A 26,819-nucleotide genomic window follows, 5' to 3' on the forward strand; every position below is an offset into this window, starting at 1 on the left:
AGCGAAAGCATAAGCAAAAGTTTAGTATTTGTTTGAAATTAAGCACTTTAAATATACTAACTTTTGCTTTTTTGTACAATTATTTTTACGTATTTATTACGTGATTATATCGAACTCACGTTAATTACCATAACAGCCGTTAAAATTTAGGCATAAAAAAAGCGGAGTAAATAATTACTCCGCTTTCTTATCTTTATTAAAATATCGTGATTAAACGATTTTTTTCATTGCAGTCATTGACTCTCTCAACCAAGCTCCTACTTCTTCAACTGGGTGGTTTCTGATGATGCTGTTCACTTCGATTAATTCTTTGTTATCAACACCGTTAGTTCCGTTACCAAATGGACGTCCAACTAAGTTAGATGGTGCATTTTTAACGTAATCAGCGATTAATGGCTTACAAGCGTGGTCAAACAAATAACATCCGTACTCAGCAGTATCAGAGATTACACGGTTCATTTCGAACAATTTCTTTCTTGCAATTGTGTTAGCAATAAGTGGAGTTTCGTGTAATGACTCGTAGTAAGCAGACTCTTCGATAATTCCTGAATCAGTCATAGCTTCAAAAGCTAATTCAACACCAGCTTTTACCATAGCTACCATCAATACTCCGTTATCGTAGTATTCTTGCTCAGAGATTTCAACATCTCCAGCTGGAGTTTTCTCGAAGTTAGTTGCTTCAGTAGCAGCTCTCCAAGTTAATAAGTTTTTATCATCATTAGCCCAGTCTTCCATCATTGTTTTAGAGAATTCTCCAGAGATGATATCATCCATGTGTTTTTGGAACAATGGACGCATGATGTCTTTTAATTCATCAGCAACTTTAAATGCAGCAATTTTAGCAGGATTAGACAATCTGTCCATCATGTTAGTGATACCACCATGTTTCAATCCTTCAGTGATAGTTTCCCATCCGTATTGGATTAATTTAGAAGCATATCCTGGCTCAACACCTTCAGCAACCATTTTATCAAAACATAAGATAGATCCTGTTTGTAACAAACCACAAAGGATAGTTTGCTCTCCCATTAAATCAGATTTTACTTCAGCTACGAAAGATGAACGTAAAACTCCTGCTCTGTTTCCTCCTGTTGCAACAGCGTAAGCTTTTGCCTGATCTAAACCTAAACCGTTTGGATCATTTTCAGGGTGAACAGCGATTAATGTAGGTACACCAAATCCTCTTTTGTACTCTTCACGTACTTCAGATCCCGGACATTTAGGAGCACACATAATAACTGTTAAGTCTTTACGGATTTGCATTCCTTCTTCTACAATATTAAAACCATGAGAATAAGCTAAAGTAGCTCCTTGCTTCATTAATGGCATAATTGTAGTAACTACAGCAGTGTGTTGTTTATCTGGTGTAAGGTTACATACTAAATCAGCCGTTGGAATTAATTCTTCATAAGTTCCCACATTGAAACCATTATCAGCAGCGTTCATGAAAGAAGCTCTTTTTTGAGCAATAGCTTCAGGACGTAATGCATAAGAAATATCTAAACCTGAATCTCTCATGTTCAAACCTTGGTTCAAACCTTGAGCACCACAACCAACGATAACTACTTTTTTACCTTTTAAAGCTTCGATTCCATTAGCAAATTCTGATTGATCCATGAATTCGCAAACGCCTAATTGTTCTAATTGTAATCTAAGTGGTAATGAATTGAAATAATTTGCCATTTTCTAATATTTAATTTATGATTTTAATTCTTCTAATAATAAACTTGTCACTTCCATTTTTTCTTTGGAAACTGATATTCTTCCTGAACGTACAAACTGCATAATCCCAAAAGGTTTTAATTTAGAATGTAGTTCTTCAATTTCAGAACGTCTTCCTGATTTTGAAATCACAAAAAAGTCTCTGGATACAGTTACAATTTCGGAATGACTTTCTTTGATGATGTTTTGAATTTGTCTTTCGTCAAATAATAAACTGGAATTGATTTTGAATAAAGCACTTTCCAGGAAGATAGTTTCCTCATCTACGTGATAAAACGCTTTAATTACTTCAATTTGTTTTTCGATTTGACCAACAATATTTTGTACCCATTTTTCAGTAGTATCCACTACAATTACAAATCGGGAAACGTTTTCAATTTCCGATTCGGATACGTTTAAACTCAATATATTGATATGGCGTTTTAAGAATATCCCGGATATTCTGTTCAATAAGCCAACGTTGTTTTCTGAATATACAGAAATGGTGAATGTTTTATTTTCCATAATATTAACTTAATCGGATATCAGAAACCGAAGCTCCTGTTGGAATCATTGGGAATACATTGTTCTCTTTTTCAACCATAACTTCAAGAAAATAAGAGTCTTTAGAAGCCATCATTTCAGCAATTGCTTCATCCAGTTCTTGTCTCTTAGTTACTTTTCTGGCTTTGATATAATAACCTTCGGCAATAGCACAAAAGTTAGGATTTGTCATTACTGTAGAAGCATATCTATAGTCAAAAAACAATTCTTGCCATTGTCTTACCATTCCTAAAAATTCGTTGTTCAATACCACAATTTTAACCGGTACCTTAGTTTGATGAATAGTTCCTAATTCCTGGATATTCATCTGGAAACCACCATCACCAATAATTGCAACAACTTCACGATCCGGTCTTCCCATTTTAGCTCCAATTGCAGCCGGCAAAGCAAATCCCATAGTTCCTAAACCTCCTGAAGTTACATTACTTTTAGTTTGGTTAAATTTAGCATAACGGCAAGCAAACATTTGGTGTTGACCAACATCAGAAACCATTATCGCATCCCCTTTCGAGTGTTTGTTAATCATTTCGATAGTTTCACCCATTGAAATTCCTTTTCCATTCGTTGGAGCCAATTCTTCATTGATAACTGCATCTAATTCAATTTCGTATTTCTTCTTGAATTCGTTATGCCATTCTTCGTGAGAATTCTTTTCAATAAGAGGTAATAATGCTGTTAGCGCTTCTTTTAAATCAGCTAATACAGCAACCTCAGTTTTTACGTTTTTATCAATCTCAGCTGGGTCAATTTCAAAATGAACTACTTTTGCTTGTTTAGCATAAGTAGCCAGATTCCCAGTAACACGGTCATCAAAACGCATTCCTAATGCGATTAAAACATCACATTCGTTAGTTAAAACATTCGGTCCGTAATTTCCGTGCATTCCTACCATTCCTACGTTCAATTCGTGTTCTGTAGGCAAAGCAGAAAGACCTAATATAGTCCAGGCTGCTGGTATTCCTGATTTTTCAATCAATGCTTTCAATTCTTCTTCCGCTTTACTCAGAATGATTCCTTGACCAAAAATAATCATCGGTTTTTTAGCCTTATTGATTATTTCAGCCGCTGCCGCAACCTTTTCGATTTTCAAAACAGGTTTTGGATGATAACTTCTGATATCAGTACATTTTTTATAACTAAAATCTAAAGTATCAAACTGTGCATTTTTAGTAATATCGACTAATACTGGTCCCGGGCGTCCTGATCTGGCAATGTAAAATGCTTTTGCCATAATCTCAGGAATTTCATCAGCCTCAGTAATTTGGTAATTCCATTTTGTTACCGGAGTCGAAATTCCGATAATATCTGTTTCCTGAAAAGCATCAGAACCCAATAAATGTTTCCCTACCTGTCCAGTGATACATACCATTGGAGTAGAATCGATTTGAGCATCAGCAATACCTGTAACCAGGTTTGTAGCTCCTGGTCCGGAAGTTGCAATAGCAACCCCTACTTTTCCGGTAGCTCTGGCAAAACCTTGTGCAGCGTGAGCAGCACCTTGTTCGTGACGCACCAATACATGGTGCAATTGATCTTGAAATTTATATAATTCGTCGTAAACCGGCATTATGGCACCACCTGGATATCCATAAACTAAGTCAACTCCTTCGGCTAATAAGCATCTGATAACTGCTTCTGCTCCTGATATTTTCATTGTTTGTCTTTTTTGTTTTGGCAATTTATTTTTTCAAAATTTGATATTGAAATTGAATTTTGAAATTGTAATTGACTATTATTTGTCAGTAACACATCCTTCAGATGCACTGGATACTGAACGCATATATTTTAGTAAAACTCCTTGTTTGATTGGTGATTCTGGTTGTTTCCAGTTAGCTTTACGTTTTGCGAATTCTTCGTCAGAGATTTTCATATTGATGGTGTTTTTCACAGCATCAATTGTAATAACATCTCCATTTTCGATTAAAGCAATTCCTCCACCTTCGTAAGCTTCCGGAGTAACGTGTCCTACTACAAAACCGTGAGAACCTCCAGAGAAACGTCCGTCAGTAATTAAAGCTACAGTATTTCCTAAACCAGCTCCCATAATGGCAGATGTAGGTTTTAACATTTCAGACATTCCAGGACCACCTTTTGGGCCGCAATAGCGGATAATGACGACATTTCCTGGTTTTACTTCACCTGCTTGTATTCCTCTGATTACATCTTTTTCACCTTCAAAAACTACAGCTGTACCTTCAAAGAATTCTCCTTCTTTTCCACTAATTTTTGCCACACAACCTTCTGAAGCTATGTTTCCGTAAAGAATTTGAATATTCCCGGTAGCTTTTAATGCTTTCTGGATTTCAAAAATTACTTCTTGTCCATCGTGTAAATCAGGAACTGAAGCTAAATTTTCAGCAATTGTTTTTCCTGTTACAGTCAAACAATCCCCGTGTAAGAAACCTTCTTTTAGTAAATATTTCATTACTGCAGGAACACCACCTACATTATGTAAATCTTCCATTAAGTATTTACCACTTGGTTTCAAGTCGGCTAATAATGGTGTTTTATCGCTGATGTCTTGGAAATCTTTTAATGTTAATTCTATACCTACAGAATGAGCCATTGCAATTAAGTGCATTACTGCATTTGTAGAACCTCCTAAAACAGCTACCATTGTAATAGCATTTTCGAAAGCTTTACGAGTCATAATGTCTCTAGGCTTAATATCTTTTTCTAACAATATTCTGATAGCTTTTCCGGCATCAACACATTCTTGTTTTTTTTCCGGACTTAAAGCAGGATTAGAAGAACTATAAGGCAAACTCATTCCTAATGCTTCAATTGCTGATGACATGGTGTTAGCAGTGTACATTCCACCACAAGCACCTGCGCCTGGACAAGCATTTTGAATTACACCTTTAAAATCTTCCGGTGTAATTGTGTTGCTGATTTTTTTCCCTAAAGCTTCAAATGCAGAAACAATATTTAAATCCTGACCTTTCCATTTTCCTGGGTGAATTGATCCTCCATAAACCATAATAGAAGGTCGATTTACTCTCCCCATAGCCATTAAAGCTCCCGGCATATTTTTATCACAACCCGGAACAGCAATCATAGCATCGTACCATTGTGCACCCATAACAGTTTCGATAGAATCGGCAATTACATCACGAGAAACTAATGAGAAACGCATTCCATCGTTACCATTAGAAATACCATCACTTACACCAATGGTATTAAAAATCAAACCAACTAAATCTTCTTTCCATACCCCAGTCTTAATATCTTTAGCCAGATCATTTAAGTGCATGTTACACGGATTTCCGTCATAACCCATACTTACAATTCCTACCTGTGCTTTTTTAAGATCCTCTTCTGTCAATCCAATTCCGTAAAACATCGCTTGAGAAGCGGGTTGTGTCTCGTCCTGAGTGATTGTCTTGCTATATTTGTTTAATTCCATCGTATTTTTTTATTTTTTGTGCTAAAATAATTCCAAAAAAAAACTCCCAATTTATGGGAGTTATATAATATTATTTTTCAATTATATTAATAGCTTCCCTTATGCATTTGTTGATACAACAATGACATTAACGACAGAAACTAATACGATTGAATTTTTCATTTTCTTTTTTTGATGGAACAAAAGTATAAAAACCTTTATACCTAAAAAAATAAAAATTAAAATTTTATGAATTTCTTATCATTAATCTCAATTATCTATCAAAATAGTACATTATACTATTGTTGATTGACCTAAATGTACATTATCATTATTAAAATACATTAAGTCGTCTTTATTTAAAATAAAATTGGAAACAAATTCCCCAACTTCATTTGTTCCAAATTTTGAATCTGGATTTAAATCTATTGTTACAACATTGTATTCAATTGCTTTTTCAACTCCTTCATATACTTTCTTAGCTTCTTCGTTAAGACCAAAATGTTCTAACAACATCGCTGCCGAAAGTATGGCTGCAAAAGGATTGGCAATATTTCTTCCTTTTGCATGAGGATAAGAACCATGAACAGGTTCAAACAACGCATTTTTTTCTCCTAATGAAGCTGATGGTAAAACTCCGATTGAACCTGTAATTACACTGGCTTCATCAGATAAAATATCTCCAAACAGATTCTCGGTCAATATTACGTCAAATTGTTTTGGATTTGATATAATTTGCTTTGCTGCGTTATCAGCATACAAAAAATCTAAAGTTACATCAGGATAATCAGCTCCAATTTTTTTAACTACATTTCTCCATAAACGCGAAGTTTCAAGAACATTAGCCATATCAACCAAGGTTACTTTTTTTCTTCTGTTTTGAGCCGATTTAAATGCTAAATGAGCTATTTTTGAAATCTCACCTTCAGTATATTCACATAAATCAGAAGCAATTGTTCCTGATTCGTTTATTTTTTTTTCTCCAAAATAAAGTCCGGCAGTTAACTCTCTATAAATGATAAAATCAACCCCTTCAACTATTTCTCTTTTTAAAGGAGATACATCAACTAAACTTTTAAAAGGCTTAAGGGGTCTGATATTTGCATAAAGCCCTAACTCTTTTCTCAATCGCAATAATCCTTGCTCGGGACGAACTTTTGCATTAGAATCGGTGTCGTATTTTGGATCCCCGATTGCACCCAGCAAAACAGCATCTGTATTAAGACACAGATTTAATGTTTGTTCCGGTAATGGTGAACCTGCTTTATCTATTGCTATAGCTCCCACAAGAGCATCTTCAAAAATAAAATCATGTTCATAAACCACTCCTACAGCATACAAAGCTTTTTTAGCCTGTAAGATTACTTCAGGACCAACACCGTCACCCGATAATACAGCAATTTTTAAGTTCATGAGATTGATTTTTAATTAAAACGCTGCAAATTTAATCATTTAAAACTCCTAAGCTCTAACTATCGTTTAATTAAATCACCTTCAATTTTAGAAGCTGCAATAATCAAATGAATATCATCGTCTAAAACTTCTTTTTTAACATCGGCAAATTTCAAAAACTCAACGTAGACGACATCTAACTGTGTTTTTGTTAACTCATACCCTACTTTTTTAGCTCGGTATGCCAATGCTGCTCTACCACTTCTGGCAGTAAGAACAATTGATGATTCATTAACTCCTACATCTAAAGGATCTATGATTTCATAAGTAGCCCTGTTTTTGATAACACCATCCTGATGAATTCCAGAACTATGTGCAAAAGCATTAGCTCCCACGATTGCTTTGTTAGGTTGTACCATCATACCCATACTTTCAGAAACCAAACGACTCATCTCGTTTAATTGTTTAGTGTTGATATCAGTATATAAATTCAAATCAGGGTGTTGTTTGAAAATCATCACCACTTCTTCAAGTGCCGTGTTTCCTGCTCTTTCCCCAATACCATTGATTGTACATTCGATTTGTCTGGCTCCATTAATAGCACCGGCGATAGAGTTAGCAGTTGCCATCCCTAAATCGTTATGACAGTGACAAGAGATAGTTACATTATCAATACCTTTTACGTTTTCTTTTAGGTATTTAATTTTTGCTCCATACTCATCAGGCAAACAATAACCTGTTGTGTCAGGAATGTTTAACACTGTAGCTCCTGATTTAATAACTTCTTCACAAACTTGTGCTAAGAAAGCATTATCGGTTCTTCCAGCATCTTCTGCGTAAAATTCTACATCTTCTACATAAGATTTCGCATGTGCTACAGCAGCTTTTGCTCTGGCAATAATATCTTCTCTTGTTGTTTGTAATTTATGTAATATATGAGAGTCAGAAGTTCCTATACCAGTATGAATACGTGGTCTTTTAGCATGTTTTAAGGCTTGGGCTGCTACATCAATATCGTTTTTCACAGCTCTGGTCAAACCACAAACTGTTGCATTTTGAACAATTTTACTAATTTCAGTAACAGATAAAAAATCGCCAGGACTAGAAACCGGAAAACCAGCTTCAATAATATCAACCCCCATCTTATCTAAGCGTTCCGCTATAACAAGTTTTTGATTGGTATCTAATTTACATCCCGGAACTTGTTCCCCATCTCGTAAAGTGGTATCAAAAATTTGGACTTTCTCTCTATTCATTTTCATTTATTTAATGTAATTTCACATCTTGATAACAAAAATATATTCTTTAGTTTGAATAGAAAATTCATTTTAATTGAATATACTGTTTATAAGTCTAGCAATAACAACCTAACTAACTAAAAATCAATTAGTTAAATCTATTTATTTTACAATGGCTAACCATCAAAAAGATTTTTTATTCGTTCTAATTAAGTCCTTATCAAAATCCGAAAAACGACAATTTAAGATTTTTGCGAGTCGATTAGAGACCAGTTCGAATACAAAATTCATTGAACTGTTCAATATTTTAGACAAATCCGAGAACTATGATGAAAAACTTATTTTAAAAAGTGGCATCATTAAAAAAGTACAATTATCGAATCTAAAATCATATTTATACAAGCAAATATTAGTCAGCATCCGTCTTAATATTCCAAGTCAAAACATCCGTTACCAACTAAGAGAACAAATCGACTTTGCTACCATTCTGTATAACAAAGGTTTATATAAACAAAGTTTAAAAATTCTCGATAAAACCAAGAGTCAGGCCATAGAAAATGACGAAAAGCTAATGGCATATGAAATTGTAGAATTTGAAAAACTAATCGAATCACAATATATCACCCGAAGTATTCAGGGACGAGCTGACGAATTGGTAATTCAAGCCAAAGAACTGAATTATCAAAATACCATATCCAGCAAATTATCTAATTTATCGTTGCAATTGTATGGCATAATGCTTAAAACAGGTTATGTTAAAACTGATGAAGAATACAAATACATAGACGATTATTTCAATAAGCATATTTCTAAATTAGACGAAAACAACTTTGGATTCCGTGAAAAATATTGGTTTTACAATGCTAATCTTTGGCGCAGTTTCCTGGTTCAGGATTTTTTAGGCAGTTATAAATTTGCGTCTAAATGGGTCACTCTTTTTTACGATAATGAAAACATGATTTTCCTAAATCCTGTGTTTTTCCTAAAAGGAAACAATTACCTGTTGGAATCTTTATATATGTTAAAGTATAAAACCAAGTTTAAAAAATACTTGACACGGCTTGAAGAAACCATTAAAGATCCCCGTTTCCCTATCAATGACAACATAGCTTCGTTATCTTTCCTATACTTATATAACAACAAATTGAATTACCACATTATGGAAGGAACATTTGCGGAAAGCGAATATTTAATTCCTGAAATTCTGAGTAAATTAAAAATTCACAACGAGCATTTAGACGAACATCACGAAATGTTATTTTTCTACAAAATTGCCAGTATTTATTTTGGTATCGAAAAATACAATGATTCCATCTTTTATTTAGAGAAAATCATCAACAACAAAAATCTTAGTATGCGCGAAGATTTAATGTGTTTTGCCCGTATTTTATGTTTGATTGCGCATTACGAATTAGGTAAAGACTACTATTTAGAAAGTCAGTTGAAAAACACCTATAAGTTTTTACTTAAAATGAATGATCTACACGAAGTACAAAAAGAGATCATTCGTTTCTTAAAAAACCTAAATTCAATTTATCCAAGCGATATAAAAAATGAATTCATAAAAATGAAGGAACGTTTTATTGAATTAGAACAAAGTACTTATGAAAAAAGAGCTTTTCTTTATCTCGATATTATTTCCTGGCTTGAAAGCAAAATTGAAAACCGAAAAATAAGTGACATCATCAAAGAAAAAGCAAAACTAAGTAATAGATAAAAACACAAAAGAGAGAAGCGGATACTTCTCTCTTTTTATTATTCAGTTAATTCTTTTCTGCCTCTAAGAATATCTTCAAAAGAACAGCACTTTACAATTTCCCTTTCTCCATCAATCAACATTGGCAAATACACAAACTCTACTTCCGATAAATCTTCTTTCAAGTAAAAAGCCATGTCTTCAAGACTAAAAAACCATTCTTTATCAAATTGTACCTTATTAATAGTAGCATCTTTTATAAGCAATATCTCTTTTAACGGCTTCATAAACTAATATTGTTGTTTCTTAAAAGTCAAAAATAAGTTGATACACTGATAAAAACAAATTAACAAACCTCATGAGTAAAAAAAACATTATTACTCCATTTGTTTTAACTTCCTCAAAAAGCATCATATAGTAAAGCATTATAAATGTAATTATAACAAAAATTTAGCGAATTAAATTATTGCCATTTTATAAATTTAAATACTTTTGCACACTTAACTAATTTAACTAATTAATAATGAAAAAATTATTTTTATTACTTTCTGCGTCTGCTGTACTATTCTCTTGTAGTAAAGTTGGTAAAGACGAGTACATTATCACTGGTACTGCAAAAGGAATTGAAAACGGAAAAACTATCATCCTTCAAGCACAGGATCCTAACGGAATGGGAGGATTAATCAATATTGATACTGTAAAAGTTGAAAACGGAAAATTTGAAATTAAAGGAAAAGTTACTGAGCCTGCATTCCACGTACTTCAATTAGAAGCAGCTAATCAACCTATTCCATTCATCTTAGAATCTGGAGAAATCAACATCGAAGTTAACAAAGATAGTATTCAAAATACAAAAATTTCAGGTACTTACAACAATGATGAGTATGTGAAATTTAACGACGAAATGAAAGTGGTTCAAAAGAAATTAATTGATTTCCAAAAAGCGAACATGCTTAAAATGAACCAAGCACAACAAGCCAAAGATACTGCTGTAATCAACAGTTTAATGAAACAATACCAAACAATTCAACAAGAAGTTGGTAATAACTCTAAAACTAAATATGTTACTTACGCTGAATCTCACCCAAAATCTTTCATCAGTGCTTTAATCATTCAAAGTATGTTACAAGATCCATCTGCAGACATTAAAAAAGCAGAAAAAATCTTCAACGGATTTGAAGACGAATTAAAAAACACTAAGCCAGGTAAAGCTATTAAAGAAAGACTTACAGCTATTAATTCTTCTGTACCAGGTGCACCAGCTGCTCCAGGAGCAGCACCAGCACCGGCAGCTGCAACTAAATGAAGAACCGATTTCTCTGCTCCTAATCCGGAAGGAAAAGTAATTTCCCTTAAGGAAAGTTTAGGAAAAGTTACAATAGTTGACTTTTGGGCATCTTGGTGTGGTCCTTGTAGAAAAGAGAATCCAAATGTTGTAGCCATTTATAAAGAGTTTCACTCAAAAGGGCTTAACATTATAGGTGTATCTTTAGACGAAGACGCTAACAAATGGAAAGAAGCAATTGCAAAAGATAAACTGACCTGGACTCAGGTTTCTAATTTAAAAGGATGGCAAGAACCAATTGCCGCCCAATATAAAGTTGAAGCCATTCCTGCTACTTTTATCCTTGATGCTTCCGGAAAAGTAGTTGCAAAAGACTTGAGAGATGCTGAACTTAGAGCAAAAATCATAGAACTTCTGGCTAAATAAAGCTGTTTTACATCATAAGAATAAAAAATCTCCCTAGTGGAGATTTTTTATTTTATTCAAGACCAACACGTTAAAAAAAAGCTTGTAAAATATTGCAAAATTAGTCCTGAATTAGTTTGCAGAAACGAAAAGTGTTCCTATATTTGCACCGCTAACAACAACAAACAATTGTTGTACTCAAAGGCTTCGGGGAGATACTCAAGCGGCCAACGAGGGCAGACTGTAAATCTGCTGTGAAAACTTCGCAGGTTCGAATCCTGCTCTCCCCACAAAAACGCTTCAAGAAATTGAAGCGTTTTTTTTATCTCTAATTTTCACGAACCATTTCAGTTTTAAAATTCTATTAAATACATTTGTAAAGAGAACTTAGAATCTCATTACTAATGTTACATAAAAATAAAATTATACAATATGCAAAACATCCCTAGTGTTGATTTAAGCGACTTTTTATCAAACGATCCGGTACGCAAACAAAAATTTGTGAATGAAATTGGAAATGCTTTCGAAGATATTGGTTTTGTTGCCCTAAAAGGACATTTTTTAGACCAGCAATTGGTCGAAGAACTGTATAGTGAAATCAGACAATTTTTCAGTTTACCACTAGAGATTAAAAAAAGTTATGAAAATCCTGAACTTGGAGGACAAAGAGGATATGTTTCTTTTGGTAAAGAACACGCTAAGGGAAGAAAAGAAGGCGATTTAAAGGAGTTTTGGCATTTTGGGCAATATGTGTCTGGAGATTCAAAATACGCCTCAGAATACCCCGAAAACGTAACGGTAAAAGAATTGCCGCATTTTAATAATGTTGGAAAACAAGCTTACCAAATGCTTGAAAAAACAGGAATCTATGTATTGCGAGCATTAGCTTTACGTTTAGGATTGGACGAATTCTATTTTGACGACTACGCCAAAGAAGGAAATTCTATCTTAAGACCCATCCATTACCCTCCTATTACCTCCGAACCCGAAAATGCTATTCGCGCAGCTGCTCATGGTGATATTAATTTAATAACACTTTTAATGGGCGCTCAAGGCAAAGGCCTTCAGGTTCAAAATCACGATGGCGAATGGATTGACGCTATTGCAGAGTCTGACGAATTAGTAATCAATGTGGGCGATATGTTATCCCGACACACCAATAACAGATTAAAATCAACCATTCATCAGGTAGTGAATCCTCCAAGAGAATTATGGGGAACTTCACGTTATTCCATTCCATTTTTCATGCATCCGGTGAGTGATATGCCCTTAAATTGCTTAGAAAACTGTATTGATAATGAGAATCCAAAACAATTTGAAGATATTACCGCAGGTGAATTTCTTTATGAACGATTAGTAGATTTAGGATTGATTAAAAAATAACAACAATAAATTCCAAAAGTAAAATTCCAAATTCCAAAGATTCAAATTGGAATTTGGAATTTTAAAAATTTGATTTTTAGCATAAAAATTATGGACTTACAAGACCAATTAAAAAACTTATTTCCGGATCATGTTCCCAGCAACGAACCGGAAGAAAAAGAAGAAACATCGCATGAATTATACGTTCAAAAGGAACCTATGATTTGTAAATTCGAAAAAAGAAAAGGAAAACCAACCACTATAATCGAAGGTTATGAAGGAGATGACGAGGATTTTAAGATTCTCGCCAAAGAAATCAAAACCAAATTAAGTGTAGGTGGAAGTTTTAAAGATGGAGCGATTATCATTCAAGGAGATTATCGTGATAAAATCATGAAAATTTTACAAGAAAAAGGTTTTAAAACCAAACGTGTTGGCGGGTAATTGATTGTAGATTTCAGAATTTAGATTTCAGAATTTTACAATTGGAGTTACAAAAAACGCTTTACTAATTAGAATCTTAGGAAATTAAAAAATGATACAAGCATCAGAATTAATTCTAAACCCGGATGGAAGTATTTATCATCTGAATCTAAAACCCGAGCATATTGCCCAAGATATTATTTTTGTTGGTGATCAGGATCGGGTTGAAAAAATCACCGCACTTTTTAACAATATCGAATTCACAATTCAGAAAAGAGAATTCAAAACCCAAACCGGAACTTACAAAGACAAAAGAATCACCGTGATTTCCACCGGAATTGGTCCTGATAATATTGATATTGTTTTAAACGAATTGGATGCTTTAGTCAATATCGATTTTACAACACGAAAAGTAAAAGAAAAGCTAACATCATTAAATATTATCCGAATAGGAACTTCGGGTTCTCTACAAGCTGCTATTCCCGTGGATAGCTTTGTTATGAGTCAGTATGCCATTGGCCTGGACAACATGCTTCGCTCCTATTGCATTGACAAAGTTTCCAATGCTGAAATTGAAGCCGCTTTTGTAGAACAAACTAATTGGGATTTGCAAAAAGGAAAACCTTATGTAATTTCCTCAAGTGAAGCTTTAGCTAATCATTTTTATTCAACTCAAATTCAAAAAGGATTTACAGCTACCGCTGGAGGATTTTACGGGCCTCAAGGAAGAGTTTTACGCTTAAACATACAAGATACCGATTTGAATCAAAAAATGGATCAATTTGAATATAACGGAATCCAAATTACAAATCTCGAAATGGAAACTGCTGCCATTTATGGACTTGCCACCCTGTTAGGACATAAGGCCATTTCGTTAAATGCTATTATTGCCAATCGTGCCGATGGAAGTTTTAGTAAAAATCCGTATGAAACGATTGACAGACTGATTGATTATACGTTGAATAAATTGGCTGGTCATTTATTAGAGAATTAGTCAATTTTAAAATTAGATAATTTATGCATTTAAGAGTTGCAAGACATACTAATAATCTGGAAACAATTGAAAATTTCTATATCAACATTCTGGGTTTTGAACGTTTGGGCGGATTTAATAATCATAACAATTATAATGGTGTGTTTATAGGAAAACCAAATTTAGATTGACATCTTGAATTTACTCAATCTGAGGATAAAGCAAATCATCTCTTTGATGAAGATGACATTTTAGTACTCTATCCGGAAACCGTTTTGGAACATGACACACTAATAGCTAGAATTTCTAATAACAATATTACTTTTATTAGTGCCAAAAATCCTTATTGGAATCAAAATGGTAAAATGTTTTTAGACCCCGATGGAGCAAGAATTGTTCTGTCTCATTTAAGAATCAAAAAATGAATACAACTATAGAAACCGAACGGCTAATTCTTCGAGAACTACTTCCTACTGATGACGAAGGAATGTATCGTTTGGATTCAAATCCTAATGTTCATAAGTTTCTCGGTAATCAACCAATTATTTCAATTGAAGAAAGCAGACAATATATTGATTACATCCGAAATCAATACGTCAAAAACGGAATTGGTCGTTACGCAGTAATTCTCAAAGAAACAAATGAATTTATTGGTTGGTCTGGAATTAAATACATTACAGAACGAGAGAATGGGCATATTAATTTTTATGAAATAGGATATCGTTTCATTGAAGAACATTGGGGAAAAGGATATGGTTATGAGTCTGCTAAAGCTTGGTTAGACTATGGATTCAAAACTATGAAAATTCAAACAATTTATGCTTCAGCAAATATTGAAAATTTGGGGTCACGTAAGATTCTTGAAAAAATAGGAATGTAACAAAAAAATGAATTTAATTGGAACGGAATACCATGTATTTGGTATGAATTAGAAAATAAAACAACATGAATACAATAAAAATAGCCGGAGTACCGGAACACTTTAATCTACCTTGGCATTTAGCCATTGAAAACAAAGAATTCGAAAGTCAAAATATCGATTTACAATGGACGGATGTACCTGAGGGAACAGGAAAAATGTGTCAGATGCTTCGCGATGGTGAAACCGATATTGCTGTAATTCTTACCGAAGGAATTGTAAAAGATATTGTAGCAGGAAATCCAACAAAAATTGTACAGGTTTATGTTGATTCGCCTTTAATTTGGGGGATTCACGTGGCTATAAAATCCAATTATAAAACCTTAGCAGACATTGAAAATACTAAGGTTGCCATTTCCCGTTTGGGTTCTGGTTCTCAATTAATGGCTTATGTAAATGCTAATAATCAAGGTTGGAAAACTAATTCTCTTCAATTTGAAATTGTAAATACTATTGATGGAGCCGTGGAAGCTTTAAGCAACGGTACTGCCGATTATTTTATGTGGGAACGCTTTATGACCAAACCATTAGTTGATAAGGGTATTTTTAGAAAAATAGCCGACTGCCCTACTCCCTGGCCTTGCTTTGTAATTGCGGTACGCGATGAAATGCTGAAAAAAGAACCGGAAACCATTCATAAAATCTTAGATATCATCAATAAAAAAACAGCTTCGTTTAAATCAATCCTTAATATTGAAAGCATTTTAGCCCAAAAATACCATCAAAAAACAGCCGATATTCAAGAATGGCTTTCACTTACGGAATGGTCGAAAAAGCAATTAAATAAAGAAATGTTAAACAATATTCAAAATCAGTTATTAGAGCTTAAAATTATTGATAAAATAGGTACTTTTGATGAAATAGTTAAAACAGTATAGTTTTTCCTTTTCGGCTTCGCATGATAAATTATAAAAATCTTACTCCTCAAAATATTAAACAAAAGCTTCAGGTCAAGAAGCCTTGGGATGATGTCATCATTTTTGTTTTTAATCTTTTGATTAGCATCCCCACATTTATCATTGCACACCAAAACTTAATTGAGTTAAATTGGATATTAAATCTGGATAGAATTATATTATTCATTAGTATTTTAACACTGACCCAGTTAATTTTAAGACTACTCAGAACCATTATTATAATCTGCCTTATCGTTTATATTTTGATACTATTTTACGGAACAGTATCAGGAAATTATGGTTTCGAAAGCGTTTATGAGGATTATGATTCGATGATTTATACTATGTCCGACAATCCTAATCCACAGGACATTATCATTTCTAAATTATTGCCTTTTCCTAATAAATCGCAAATTCTTAATGCCATTGAATATCAAAATCCTAAGGTTCGGAATTTTGCAGTTATGGCAATCAATAAAAATTTCAAAAATATTAAAGGATATAATGATTACCGAACGATAATTCAGTGTTTTGCTGTTTTTAAAGAAATAAACAGCCGCTGGAATTATGTAAGTGATCCTAAAGATGGTGATTACATTGCTACCGCCAGCGAATCTTTAGCCTATTTATCAGGAGACTGTGATGATCATTCTATTTTAATGGCTGCCTGTGTTCGTGCTATTGGAGGAACTCCACGATTAATTCATACCAAAGGGCACATTTATCCTGAAATTCTAATTGGAAGCATGAATGACCTTGAGGCAGTCAATTTTTTGATAAAAAACAAACTCTTTGCAAAGGAAAGCTACGGAAAACAATTGCATTACCATATTGATGAGCGCAACCAGATTTGGCTTAACCTGGATTACACGGCCAAATATCCGGGAGGACCATTTATGTCAGAAGAAATTCTGGGTGCTTTGACTTTGAATTAAAAATAGAAAAAAACTACTGTTTTTCTTTTTTGATCAAGCAAAAAAGAAAAAATATACCTCAAATCAATACTTACGCCGTATTATTTGAGGTTTATTTTTTTGAAAAGGAATGTTGAAAAATATAATTTATAAATTAAATTTACTTCAAATTTATTTTCATGATTTCATACAACCCAAAAGACTGGATTACTTTCATCTTCCGTTTTCACAAAGCCGATACTTTTAGACAATTGTTTCCTTTAATAGTATTAATCGGGTTTTACTCTGCTGCAATAGCTTATCTCGAACTCGAATATTTGGATTTACCGGATGATAGCCATGTTAAAAACATTTCTATAATGCACGGAATGTTGGGATTTGTAATTTCTCTATTATTGGTTTTCAGAACCAATACGGCATACGATCGCTGGTGGGAAGGACGAAAATCATGGGGAGCTTTAGTTAACAACAGCCGTAATTTAGCATTGAAACTCCATGCAATTCTGGAAGATGAAAAAGACAGAGCTTTTTTTAGAAAAATTATTCCGGTTTATGCGTCCATTTTAAACAAACACCTAAAAGACGAAGAAACTGGAAAACAATTATCTGAGGAAATTACTTTTCCGGTAGATCATCATACACACCGCCCGAATCAGGTAGCTAAAATGCTATTCATGAAAATTAATGAATTGTATAAAAACAAAAAAATTACAGGTGACCAATTGATAATTTTGAATAGCGAAATTCAATCTTTTACTGATATTTGCGGTGCTTGTGAGCGCATTAAAAACACACCTATCCCCTATTCTTACAGCGTATTCCTGAAAAAATTTATCTTTTTCTATGTTATGACTTTACCTTTTGGCTATGTCTTTAATCTGGGCTATTTTGTAGTTCCTGTAGTGGTTTTTATCTTTTATGTATTGGCGAGTTTGGAATTAATTGCCGAAGAAATCGAAGAACCTTTTGGTCATGACGATAATGATTTACCTACCGCTAAAATTGCAGCAAACATTAAAAAGCATGTGGAAGAAATAATTTGATATTTATCCTGTAAGGTTTTGAAAACCTTGCAGAAGAATCATCTTAAAAACAACAAAACCTCTCTCCTAGTCCTGACAGCAGTGAAAAGCCTTTAGGGGAAGAAAGCTACTTTTTCCTGATGATGCAGAGCGACCAACGGAAGCTCCTGCAGCTTCTTAGAAAAAGAGCTTGAAGCCCTAAAGCTTGTAACGAATGGCAGGAAGATACTTCCCTAAAAAAACAAACGTCATACTCCTAAAAATCATTTGGAATATTCGCAAAAAGTGAGTTTAATAACTTTGAAGCTCGGTTGACAATGTTTATATTTGCAACCTTATTAAAATTTACAAATGAAAATATCATACAACTGGTTAAAACAATTCATTAAAACCGACTGGAGTTCAGAACAAACCGCAGCATTACTGACTGATTTAGGTCTTGAGGTAGAAGTTGTTGAAAAATATCAATCTGTAAAAGGAGGATTAGAAGGTATTGTAGTAGGTCATGTACTTACTTGCGTGCCACATCCTGATGCCGACAGACTAAAAGTAACCACCGTTGATTTAGGAAATGGAACACCAATACAGGTTGTATGTGGGGCTTCAAATGTAGCAGCGGGACAAAAAGTACCTGTAGCCACTATTGGCACTGTATTATACGACAAAGAAGGAGACTCTTTTACGATTAAAAAAGGAAAAATTCGCGGACAGGAAAGCCACGGAATGATTTGTGCCGAAGACGAATTAGGTCTTGGAACTGGTCATGACGGAATTATGGTTTTGGATGATACCTTGATTCCGGGAACTCCGGCAGCTAAAGTTTTCAAAATAGAAAATGACGAAGTATTCGAAATAGGCCTAACGCCAAATCGCGCCGATGCCATGAGCCATTTAGGTACAGCCAGAGATTTGAGAGCCGGATTATTACAAAACGGGGTTAGTGTCGAATTGATTACGCCATCGATAAGTAATTTTAGAGTAGACATGCGTACTTTAAAAATTGATGTTAAGGTTGATGCACCGCTTTTAGCACCTCGTTATTGCGGGGTTACAATTTCAGGAATTACCGTAAAACCTTCACCTGCCTGGTTACAAGATCGTTTAAAAGCCATTGGAATCAATCCAAAAAACAATATTGTCGATGTAACAAATTATGTTTTACATGATTTAGGACAACCACTACACGCTTTTGATGCTGCAAAAATCAACGGAAAAATTCATGTAAAAACGGTTGAAGCAGGAACAAAATTCACCACTTTAGATGATGTTGAAAGAACCTTACATGAAGAAGACTTGATGATTTGTGACGAAAAAGGTCCAATGTGTATTGCGGGGGTTTTTGGTGGTCAAAAATCGGGAGTGACTGATAACACTACTTCTATCTTTTTGGAAAGTGCTTATTTTAATCCTGTAAGCGTTAGAAAAACAGCCAAAAGACATCAATTAAATACCGATGCTTCTTTTAGATTTGAAAGAGGAATCGATCCTAGCATTACAGCTTATGCCTTAAAACGCGCGGCTTTATTAATCCAGGAAGTTGCCGGTGGAAACATCACTTCTGATCTTATCGATATCTACACTAAAAAAGTGGAAGATTTCTCAGTGTTTGTAAATTTTGATAAAGTCAATAAAATTATTGGACAACAAATCCCAAGAGACATTATCAAAAAAATATTAGCATCATTAGATATTAAGGTAAATAGTGTTTCGGATGCCGGTTTAGGTTTGACTATTCCTGCTTACCGCGTTGATGTTCAAAGAGAAATTGATGTTATCGAAGAAATCCTGAGAGTTTACGGTTACAATAAAATTGATTTTTCGAATAAAGTAAACGCTACGATTTTTAACGCGCCAAGAAACGAAGATTATAAGTTGCAAAATATTGTTGGAAATCAATTGAATTCACAAGGATTCCACGAAATAATGGCCAATTCATTGACTACGGCTTCTTATGTTCAGCTTTCAGAAATGCTAAAAGAAGAACACAATGTAACGATGTTAAATCCATTGAGTAATGATTTGGCAACTATGCGCCAATCTTTATTGTTCTCCGGATTAGAAGCCATTGCTTACAACATTAACCGTAAAAATGCCGATTTAAGATTGTTTGAATTTGGAAAATCATATCATAAATTCCTTTCCGGCTATGAAGAACACAAACACCTTACTTTATTTTTAACCGGAAACAGAAACCAGGAAAACTGGACTAATCCACAAAAACCTTCTGATTTCTTTTTATTCAAAGGTTATGTAGAAGGAATTTTTTCGAGACTGGGAATTCAAAAAACACAAAACACTCCTGTAAAATCGGATGTTTTCTCTGAAGGAATTGCCATTGGAACAACTCAAAATGCGTTGGTAGAATTTGGTGTAGTTAAAAAATCAATACTAAAACACTTCGGAATCAAACAAGAAGTTTTTTATGCTGATTTTAATTGGGAAGCTATTTTAAAAACCATTCCTAACAAAATTAAATATACTGAAATCACTAAATATCCTGAGGTAAGAAGAGATTTAGCTTTACTGATTGATCAAAATGTAAACTACGACAGTATTTACGCAATTGCCAGACAAACAGAAAAAAGCCTATTGAAAGACATCAACCTTTTTGATGTTTACGAAGGTAAAAATCTGCCTGAGGGTAAAAAATCTTATGCTTTAAGTTTCATTCTTCAAGATGATTCAAAAACGCTTACCGATGCTCAAATTGACAAAATCATGGGCAAATTGCAGAAGAATTTTGAAACAGAACTTGGAGCAAGTTTGAGATAAAATTAAAAGAATACCATTTATAGAAAAACCCATTCGCCGCGGCTAATGGGTTTTTCATTTTAAACTAATCTATAAATAACAAACAACTATGATTTTGGTAACAAAACGGTATTAACTTCATGGATTACTCCATTAGACTGGTTTACATCAGCAATGGTAACTTGAGACATTGAACCATTCTCATCAGTGATGTATAATTTATTTCCTTTCATCCAAGCCGTCAGAGTACCACCACTTACCGTTTTCAATGTAGCTTTCCCTTTACCAGCTTTAATAGCTTTTGCAATGTCAGACGCATTCATTTTTCCTGCAACCACATGATAGGTTAAAATGGTTTGCAAGGTTTTTAAATTCTCTGGTTTTAATAACGTTTCAACCGTACCTTTTGGTAATTTATCAAAAGCCGCATTGGTAGGAGCAAAAACGGTAAACGGTCCTTTACCCTGCAATGTTTCTACTAATCCTGCTGCTTTCACCGCTGCTACCAGTGTGGTATGATCTTTAGAATTAACTGCATTTTCGATAATGTTTTTACTAGGATACATGGGTGCTCCACCCACCATTACTGTTTTTTGAGCAAAAGAAGTCGCTCCAAATACTAGGGCAAAAAAGGCTACTGATACTAATTTTGTAGTTTTCATAAATGTATTTTTTAAGTTATATAAAATCATTTACGACAATGGATTCGCTTTGGTTTTAAAAATTTTACAAATAAATCAGAACAATCAGATTAAGTGCTGAAAATCAACACTTTGAAACTGTATATTTTAAGTTTAAAAAAACAGCTGCAAAAATGTTTTTCCGCTGTTTAACAATCTTAATCCATTTTATACTTAACCATCAAAAAAATAATCCACACTTGGGGTCTTCTATTCTCCATTTTATTTTGCTTTATTTATTCCTTTTAAAACAACACTCTCAAAAGCATTATATGCAAAACGTTGTAAAGCGAGAATCATTGCTGTTCCTTTACCCACTGGATAACTGAATTTAGGATTCTTTGAATTAATAACATTAATTATAGTATTAGCAACGATAGTTGGCTCTGGAGCATTTTTGAGTTCATTATTATAGTAAGAGTGAATCTTTTGTCTAAACGTATCATAGTCTTTAATATTACCGTGTGTAGCAACTGCATTATTAACAAAATTAGTTTTGTGAAACGTTGGTTCAATCATACTGATTTTTATATTAAATTGAGTTAATTCAAATCTTAATGATTTGAAATATCCCTCTAAAGCGTGTTTAGAAGCTGAATAGTAACTTAAATTAGGATGTCCAATTAACCCTAAAAAAGAACCAACAGTAATAATTTTACCCTGTTTTAAATTTCTCATATTTGGTAGCAGTGCATTAGTAAGTTTTATTGTTCCCCAAAAATTAGTTTCAAATTGCTGTAATCCTATTTTTGTAGGTGTTTCTTCTGCAAGTCCTGTAACAAAAAAACCTGCGTTATTTACTAAAACATCCAGTTTTTCTATTTGAGTAAAAAGTTCTTTCGTAAAAGTATTGATCGAATCATCATCAGAAATATCCAGACGCAATAGTCTAAAAGGAACTTTATCCTTGTATTTTTCTGGCTCACGGCTTGTACCTATTACATTAAATCCTAACTTAAAAAGTTTAGAGGCCAGTTGAAGTCCAAAACCTGTTGAAGCTCCTGTTATTAAAATGTTTTTTTTCATCTTGAATTTTATTAAATTGTTTTATAATTTATTTATCAATTTCGATAGTTGGTGGAATCAATTTATACATTACCGGTGTTACAATTCTTGCCAGAATTGTTGAACTTATCAGTCCACCAATCAATACAATCGCTAACGGAGATATTTGAGGGTTGGGATTTACTGCTAGTGGAATCAAACCACAAATTGCGGTGACTGATGTTAAAACTACCGGAAGAAAACGAGTTTCACCTGCAATTGCAATTGCTTCATCAATTGACTTTCCTTCTTGTCTTAATTGATTTGTAAAATCGACCAGAAGAAGAGAATTTTTGACTTGGATTCCAGACAAACCTATGAAGCCAATAATAGATACTAATGACATTGGATTTCCTGATGCTATCAAAAATATTACACCTCCAAGAACTCCAAGTGGAATGATAGATAGTACGATGATAATTCCTTTAAATGTTTTGAATTGTAGCAATAAAACAGCTATGAATAAAAACGTACTTAATATAATTACAGCAAGAAAATTACCTCCTAATGCATCACCTTCCGATTCTTTTTCTCCAGACAGTTTGTAATAATACCCTTTTGGCATTTTAAGCTTATCCAATTTAGGTATGATATTTACCAACAGGTCATTTGCTAAATAACCCTCTTTTGTCATGGCGCTAACTTTTGAAAAGCGTGATTTGTTAAAGTGGTTTATTGCTGTTGGAGCTGTTTCAAAAGATACTGTTGCAATTTGATTTAGTGCAATTGGTGTTCCTTGAACATTATTTACATACAAATTTTTAAGTGCATCAAGATTAGAAAACTTTTCTCTTGGCAAAGTAATGGTCACGTTTCTTGCATCACCACGGTCATCTATATAATCTCCAACTGTTAAACCAGCAACGGCAAGACGAATTACTTTGTCAATTTCGCTTGTTAGTACACCCAATGTTCTTGCCTTTTCTTTATTAATTTTTACTTTAACATCTGTTTTATAAGTATTTAACTCGTTGTTGATGTAAACTGTTCCTTCCTCATTTCGTAAAATAGTTTCTACTTGCGAAGACAACTTGCGTAAAATCTCTTGATCTTCGCCAAATAATCGCACTACAATATTAGCTTCCAAAGGTGTTCCTTGCTCAAAATCTTTTACTTCTACTTTAGCATAAGGCATCGTTTTAAATTTTTCGCGCAATTCTTGTATAAGAATAGTTTTGTCTGAAGGTTTTGCTTCATCCTCCAATTGCACGAAAATTTGAGAAAAATCAGATTTTCTGTCCTGAGGGTGTACGTTGTAGTAAATTTGAGGATTTCCGTGTCCAACGTTTGAAGTGAAATACACAATTTCTTTATGGTTTTTCAACTCAGCTTCCACAATTTTAGTTACCCTGTCACTTTCCGAAATATTGGCTTGAAGTGGCATTTTTATGTTGATAAGAAACATTGGCTTTTCCGAAGTTGGGAATAACTTAAATCCTGCTACAGAAAACAGTCCAAAAGCGATTACACTTAAAAATATTGAAATGACAATCGTAGTTTTTGGAAACTTCAATGCTTTAGGCATAATGTTTTTGTATGCATTCGTAAGGAATTTTTGTAAATACTGAAGAAATATGTTTCCACCTTCATGTTCATGTGTTTTTAAGAATCGACTTCCTAAAAACGGAACCAATGTCAAGGCAACAAGCATAGAAGCCAGTACACTCGTGATTACCGCCATAGGTAAACTTCTGATGAATTCACCTGCCATGTCAGGAAGAAAAGCTAGTGGTATAAAAGCTATAACTAAAGTTGCTGTAGTACCTATAACAGCAACACCAATTTGTTTTGTGCCTTTTAAAACGGCATCCATTTTAGAATGTCCTTCACGAAGCCAACGTTCTATATTTTCTACAACAACAATGCTATCATCAACCAGCAATCCTAATGCAACGACCAACCCCACAATACTTAATTGATTTAATGAATATCCCAAGGCATTCATTGCAATTAATCCCAAAGCCAATGATAACGGTATAGAAATCATTACAATACCAGATGCTCTTAATCCTAATGGCACTAATGTAATGACAACCAATAGTATAGCAAGTCCGAAATCAAACCCTAAATGCCCCAAACGTTTTGATACCATATCGGCTTGGTCAAAGTTTTTTACAAGCTTAATGTTCTGAAGTAAATCTTTAGAAAATGCATCAACTATTGGTAAATATTCTTTTTGAACATCACTAATGTTTACATTATCCTTCATTCCAGCGGTAACCAAAACGCATCGGTGCCCATTGATTCTTGTTATATGATATGCAACTTCAGATTTGTAACTTACTTCGGCTACATCTTTCATATAGATGATTTTCCCATTAGCATTGTAAACAACTGTATTGGCAACATCATCAGCATTTTTGAATTTTCCACTTGTTTTTACATTGAATACTTTCGTATCCATATCAATACTTCCACCAGGAATATCGGCAGCTTCACTTTGTAAACTACCCATTACTACATTTAATGGAATTCTCAATTGTGCCAATTTTTCTAAATTCAAATCCACTCGTATTTCCTGCTCTGGAATACCGCTGTATTTTACATCTTTAAGATTTGTTATTTTTTCAATTTTTGCTTTTAGTTTATCCGCTTCATCACGTAATTTCTTGTCAGATGCATTTTCGGAAACCAAAGCTACCTGAAGAATTTTTACATCTGAAGACGAAATTTTCTCCGTTTTGATTTGATAAATATCTTTAGGTAATTCACTGCTTTTAAGAGCGTTCATTTCGGTAGAGATTTCCTGATATTTATTATCAACATCAACTCCGTATTTGAATTTTACCTGAAAAGCGGCAACACCATCTTCTACTGTTGTTAGTATTTTTTCGATGTTTTCTAAGCCGTAAATCTTATTTTCAATAGGTTTTACAACTTGTTCTTCCATATCTTTTGGACTTGTACCAGGATAAATAACTGTAATTAAATATTGTGGTGGATGCGTTGATGGATCTTCTGCACGTGGCATCGTGAATAATGTAAGAACACCTACTACAGCGACTAACAGCGCTAGAATCAGTGTAAACTGATAATTCTTAACTGAAAAGTTTGTTATCTTCATGACGTTGTTATTTAATTATTTTTATAGTAGATTGTTCGTTTAAATAAGCGCTGTTAGAAATAACTATTTGGTCAGTTTTTTGAAGACCATCTTTTATGAATACTCTATTATTTTCAAACTTATTTATCGTAACAGGCTGTCTTTTTACCTTGTTTTTCTCTACGATAAATACAAAGGCTTTGTTTCCGTCAGCTTCTATAAGTGAATTGTATGGAATTACGATAAAATCTTGTGCTTTCTCAGTTTGTATATCTGCTTTCCCAAACATACCTACGGCTGGTTTGATATTTCCCATTTTGAGTTTCAATTCTATCTGAAAAGACCCTAAGGCAGCATCAGCAGATTGAGATTTTCTAAAAACGGTTGCTTCAAAATTCTTTTCTGGATAGCCATCAAGTTTTACGATAGCTTTCTGACCAGTTTTTACAGATGCCCATTCTTGATCTGTTACTCCAATTTTTAGCAAGTAATTGTTGTTTTGGGTTGTTTCATTTATTGCTAGAACTGGAAAACCCGCACCAACAATTTCTCCTACGTTAGCTATTTTTCTTGCCACAAAACCATCAGCGGTCGCAAATATTTTTGCGTAACGAGCATTAAACGCTACAGCATCTTTCTGTTTTTTAGCAATGTCAAGCCCTGTTTTTGTGTTTTGCAATTGTTCTAAAGTATAAACACTATCTTTATAAAGATTTAAAGCACGTGTATAATCACGTTCGTATTTTTTTACGTTTAGATCAGTTTGATTTAATCCAGCGCTTATTTCTGTTTCATCTAAAGTTGCTAAGAGTTGCTCTTTTTTGAAAAACTGTCCTTCTTCTACAAAAATATGGCTAACGACTCCACCAATTTTAAAGGCATAGTTGGCAACGTTTTCAGTTGTTACTAAACCTGAGGCACTTATATCACTTATAAGCGCCAAAGATTCAACTGTTGCTGTTTTAATTGAAATAACATCAGCAGTTTCGAATGTTTTATGTTCTTTTTTTTCTTCTTTACAAGCATAAAAAATAGGGAAGGCTAAAAGACAAATTACTATTGATTTTTTACTCACAAGTGTAAAATTATTTTTTTGGTGTTCGTGAATCCTTGATTTCATGATTAT

24 protein-coding genes and 1 tRNA gene are annotated in these 26,819 nt (G+C 33.7%); 14 read left to right on the forward strand and 11 right to left on the reverse strand.

Features of this window, described 5'->3' with window-relative positions; genetic code table 11:
- Positions 1-210 precede the first annotated feature (210 nt).
- The 6 genes from ilvC to EOD40_RS10800 all read right to left on the reverse strand — a co-directional run bounded on the left by ilvC (position 211) and on the right by EOD40_RS10800 (position 8,298).
- Positions 211-1,683: a ketol-acid reductoisomerase gene (gene ilvC / locus EOD40_RS10775; protein WP_128195399.1), complete on the reverse strand. Its 1,473-nt coding sequence runs from the start codon at positions 1,681-1,683 to the stop codon at positions 211-213.
- Between the two features lie 15 nt (positions 1,684-1,698).
- The gene (ilvN, locus tag EOD40_RS10780) at positions 1,699-2,226 is read right to left on the reverse strand and encodes an acetolactate synthase small subunit (protein ID WP_128195401.1); all 528 of its coding nucleotides are present in this window, start codon (positions 2,224-2,226) and stop codon (positions 1,699-1,701) included.
- 4 nt (positions 2,227-2,230) lie between these two features.
- Positions 2,231-3,919 carry a biosynthetic-type acetolactate synthase large subunit gene (gene ilvB / locus EOD40_RS10785; protein WP_128195403.1) on the reverse strand — a complete coding sequence of 563 codons (1,689 nt, stop codon included), beginning with the start codon at positions 3,917-3,919 and terminating at the stop codon, positions 2,231-2,233.
- 78 nt (positions 3,920-3,997) lie between these two features.
- Positions 3,998-5,671, reverse strand: coding sequence for a dihydroxy-acid dehydratase (gene ilvD / locus EOD40_RS10790; protein ID WP_128195405.1), 1,674 nt, complete (start codon positions 5,669-5,671; stop codon positions 3,998-4,000).
- A gap of 273 nt (positions 5,672-5,944) precedes the next feature.
- Positions 5,945-7,063 carry a 3-isopropylmalate dehydrogenase gene (gene leuB / locus EOD40_RS10795; protein WP_128195407.1) on the reverse strand — a complete coding sequence of 373 codons (1,119 nt, stop codon included), beginning with the start codon at positions 7,061-7,063 and terminating at the stop codon, positions 5,945-5,947.
- Between the two features lie 59 nt (positions 7,064-7,122).
- The gene (locus EOD40_RS10800; RefSeq protein WP_128195409.1) at positions 7,123-8,298 is read right to left on the reverse strand and encodes a 2-isopropylmalate synthase; all 1,176 of its coding nucleotides are present in this window, start codon (positions 8,296-8,298) and stop codon (positions 7,123-7,125) included.
- A 154-nt stretch (positions 8,299-8,452) separates the two neighbouring features.
- Here EOD40_RS10800 and EOD40_RS10805 point away from each other — a divergent pair, with 154 nt between their 5' ends.
- Positions 8,453-9,997 (forward strand): hypothetical protein, encoded by a 1,545-nt coding sequence (locus EOD40_RS10805; protein WP_128195410.1) that lies wholly within the window; start codon positions 8,453-8,455, stop codon positions 9,995-9,997.
- Positions 9,998-10,035: 38 nt separating this feature from the next.
- On the opposite strand, the gene EOD40_RS10810 is transcribed toward EOD40_RS10805, so the two are convergent.
- A complete protein-coding gene (locus tag EOD40_RS10810; protein WP_128195412.1) occupies positions 10,036-10,263 on the reverse strand; it encodes a hypothetical protein in 228 nt (75 codons plus the stop codon).
- 236 nt (positions 10,264-10,499) lie between these two features.
- On the opposite strand from EOD40_RS10810, the gene EOD40_RS10815 reads away from it, so the two are divergent.
- The 13 genes from EOD40_RS10815 to pheT all read left to right on the forward strand — a co-directional run bounded on the left by EOD40_RS10815 (position 10,500) and on the right by pheT (position 20,947).
- Positions 10,500-11,282: a DUF4369 domain-containing protein gene (locus EOD40_RS10815; RefSeq protein ID WP_128195414.1), complete on the forward strand. Its 783-nt coding sequence runs from the start codon at positions 10,500-10,502 to the stop codon at positions 11,280-11,282.
- A gap of 39 nt (positions 11,283-11,321) precedes the next feature.
- A complete protein-coding gene (locus EOD40_RS10820; RefSeq protein WP_128195750.1) occupies positions 11,322-11,687 on the forward strand; it encodes a TlpA family protein disulfide reductase in 366 nt (121 codons plus the stop codon).
- A gap of 188 nt (positions 11,688-11,875) precedes the next feature.
- A tRNA-Tyr gene (locus EOD40_RS10825) sits at positions 11,876-11,956 on the forward strand.
- A 142-nt stretch (positions 11,957-12,098) separates the two neighbouring features.
- Positions 12,099-13,049 carry an isopenicillin N synthase family dioxygenase gene (locus EOD40_RS10830; protein WP_128195416.1) on the forward strand — a complete coding sequence of 317 codons (951 nt, stop codon included), beginning with the start codon at positions 12,099-12,101 and terminating at the stop codon, positions 13,047-13,049.
- 90 nt (positions 13,050-13,139) lie between these two features.
- Positions 13,140-13,472 carry a translation initiation factor gene (locus EOD40_RS10835; protein WP_128195418.1) on the forward strand — a complete coding sequence of 111 codons (333 nt, stop codon included), beginning with the start codon at positions 13,140-13,142 and terminating at the stop codon, positions 13,470-13,472.
- Positions 13,473-13,563: 91 nt separating this feature from the next.
- Positions 13,564-14,445: a nucleoside phosphorylase gene (locus EOD40_RS10840; RefSeq protein ID WP_128195420.1), complete on the forward strand. Its 882-nt coding sequence runs from the start codon at positions 13,564-13,566 to the stop codon at positions 14,443-14,445.
- Positions 14,446-14,468: 23 nt separating this feature from the next.
- Positions 14,469-14,615, forward strand: coding sequence for a hypothetical protein (locus tag EOD40_RS18235; RefSeq protein WP_231129612.1), 147 nt, complete (start codon positions 14,469-14,471; stop codon positions 14,613-14,615).
- 57 nt (positions 14,616-14,672) lie between these two features.
- A complete protein-coding gene (locus EOD40_RS18330) occupies positions 14,673-14,849 on the forward strand; it encodes a hypothetical protein (protein ID WP_394343675.1) in 177 nt (58 codons plus the stop codon).
- Positions 14,846-15,304: a GNAT family N-acetyltransferase gene (locus tag EOD40_RS10850; RefSeq protein ID WP_128195422.1), complete on the forward strand. Its 459-nt coding sequence runs from the start codon at positions 14,846-14,848 to the stop codon at positions 15,302-15,304. Before EOD40_RS18330 ends, EOD40_RS10850 begins: the two co-directional genes overlap by 4 nt.
- 65 nt (positions 15,305-15,369) lie before the next feature.
- Positions 15,370-16,221, forward strand: coding sequence for a substrate-binding domain-containing protein (locus EOD40_RS10855; RefSeq protein ID WP_128195424.1), 852 nt, complete (start codon positions 15,370-15,372; stop codon positions 16,219-16,221).
- Positions 16,222-16,241: 20 nt separating this feature from the next.
- Positions 16,242-17,174 (forward strand): transglutaminase, encoded by a 933-nt coding sequence (locus EOD40_RS10860; protein ID WP_128195425.1) that lies wholly within the window; start codon positions 16,242-16,244, stop codon positions 17,172-17,174.
- 158 nt (positions 17,175-17,332) lie between these two features.
- Positions 17,333-18,196: a bestrophin family protein gene (locus EOD40_RS10865; RefSeq protein WP_128195427.1), complete on the forward strand. Its 864-nt coding sequence runs from the start codon at positions 17,333-17,335 to the stop codon at positions 18,194-18,196.
- 330 nt (positions 18,197-18,526) lie between these two features.
- Positions 18,527-20,947: a phenylalanine--tRNA ligase subunit beta gene (pheT, locus tag EOD40_RS10870; RefSeq protein WP_128195429.1), complete on the forward strand. Its 2,421-nt coding sequence runs from the start codon at positions 18,527-18,529 to the stop codon at positions 20,945-20,947.
- Between the two features lie 86 nt (positions 20,948-21,033).
- Here pheT and EOD40_RS10875 read toward each other — a convergent pair whose 3' ends face one another.
- The 4 genes from EOD40_RS10875 to EOD40_RS10890 all read right to left on the reverse strand — a co-directional run bounded on the left by EOD40_RS10875 (position 21,034) and on the right by EOD40_RS10890 (position 26,813).
- Positions 21,034-21,588, reverse strand: a complete 555-nt coding sequence (locus EOD40_RS10875) for a fasciclin domain-containing protein (RefSeq protein ID WP_128195431.1) — start codon at positions 21,586-21,588, stop codon at positions 21,034-21,036.
- 240 nt (positions 21,589-21,828) lie between these two features.
- Entirely contained in the window at positions 21,829-22,632 is an 804-nt protein-coding gene (locus EOD40_RS10880; RefSeq protein ID WP_128195433.1) for an SDR family NAD(P)-dependent oxidoreductase, read from the reverse strand.
- Positions 22,633-22,660: 28 nt separating this feature from the next.
- Positions 22,661-25,714 (reverse strand): efflux RND transporter permease subunit, encoded by a 3,054-nt coding sequence (locus tag EOD40_RS10885; RefSeq protein WP_128195435.1) that lies wholly within the window; start codon positions 25,712-25,714, stop codon positions 22,661-22,663.
- Positions 25,715-25,721: 7 nt separating this feature from the next.
- Complete coding sequence (locus EOD40_RS10890; RefSeq protein WP_128195437.1) at positions 25,722-26,813, reverse strand: efflux RND transporter periplasmic adaptor subunit; 1,092 nt, start codon at positions 26,811-26,813, stop codon at positions 25,722-25,724.
- Positions 26,814-26,819 lie beyond the last annotated feature (6 nt).

Source organism: Flavobacterium sufflavum, assembly GCF_004016525.1.
Taxonomy (GTDB): Bacteria; Bacteroidota; Bacteroidia; order Flavobacteriales; family Flavobacteriaceae; genus Flavobacterium; species Flavobacterium sufflavum.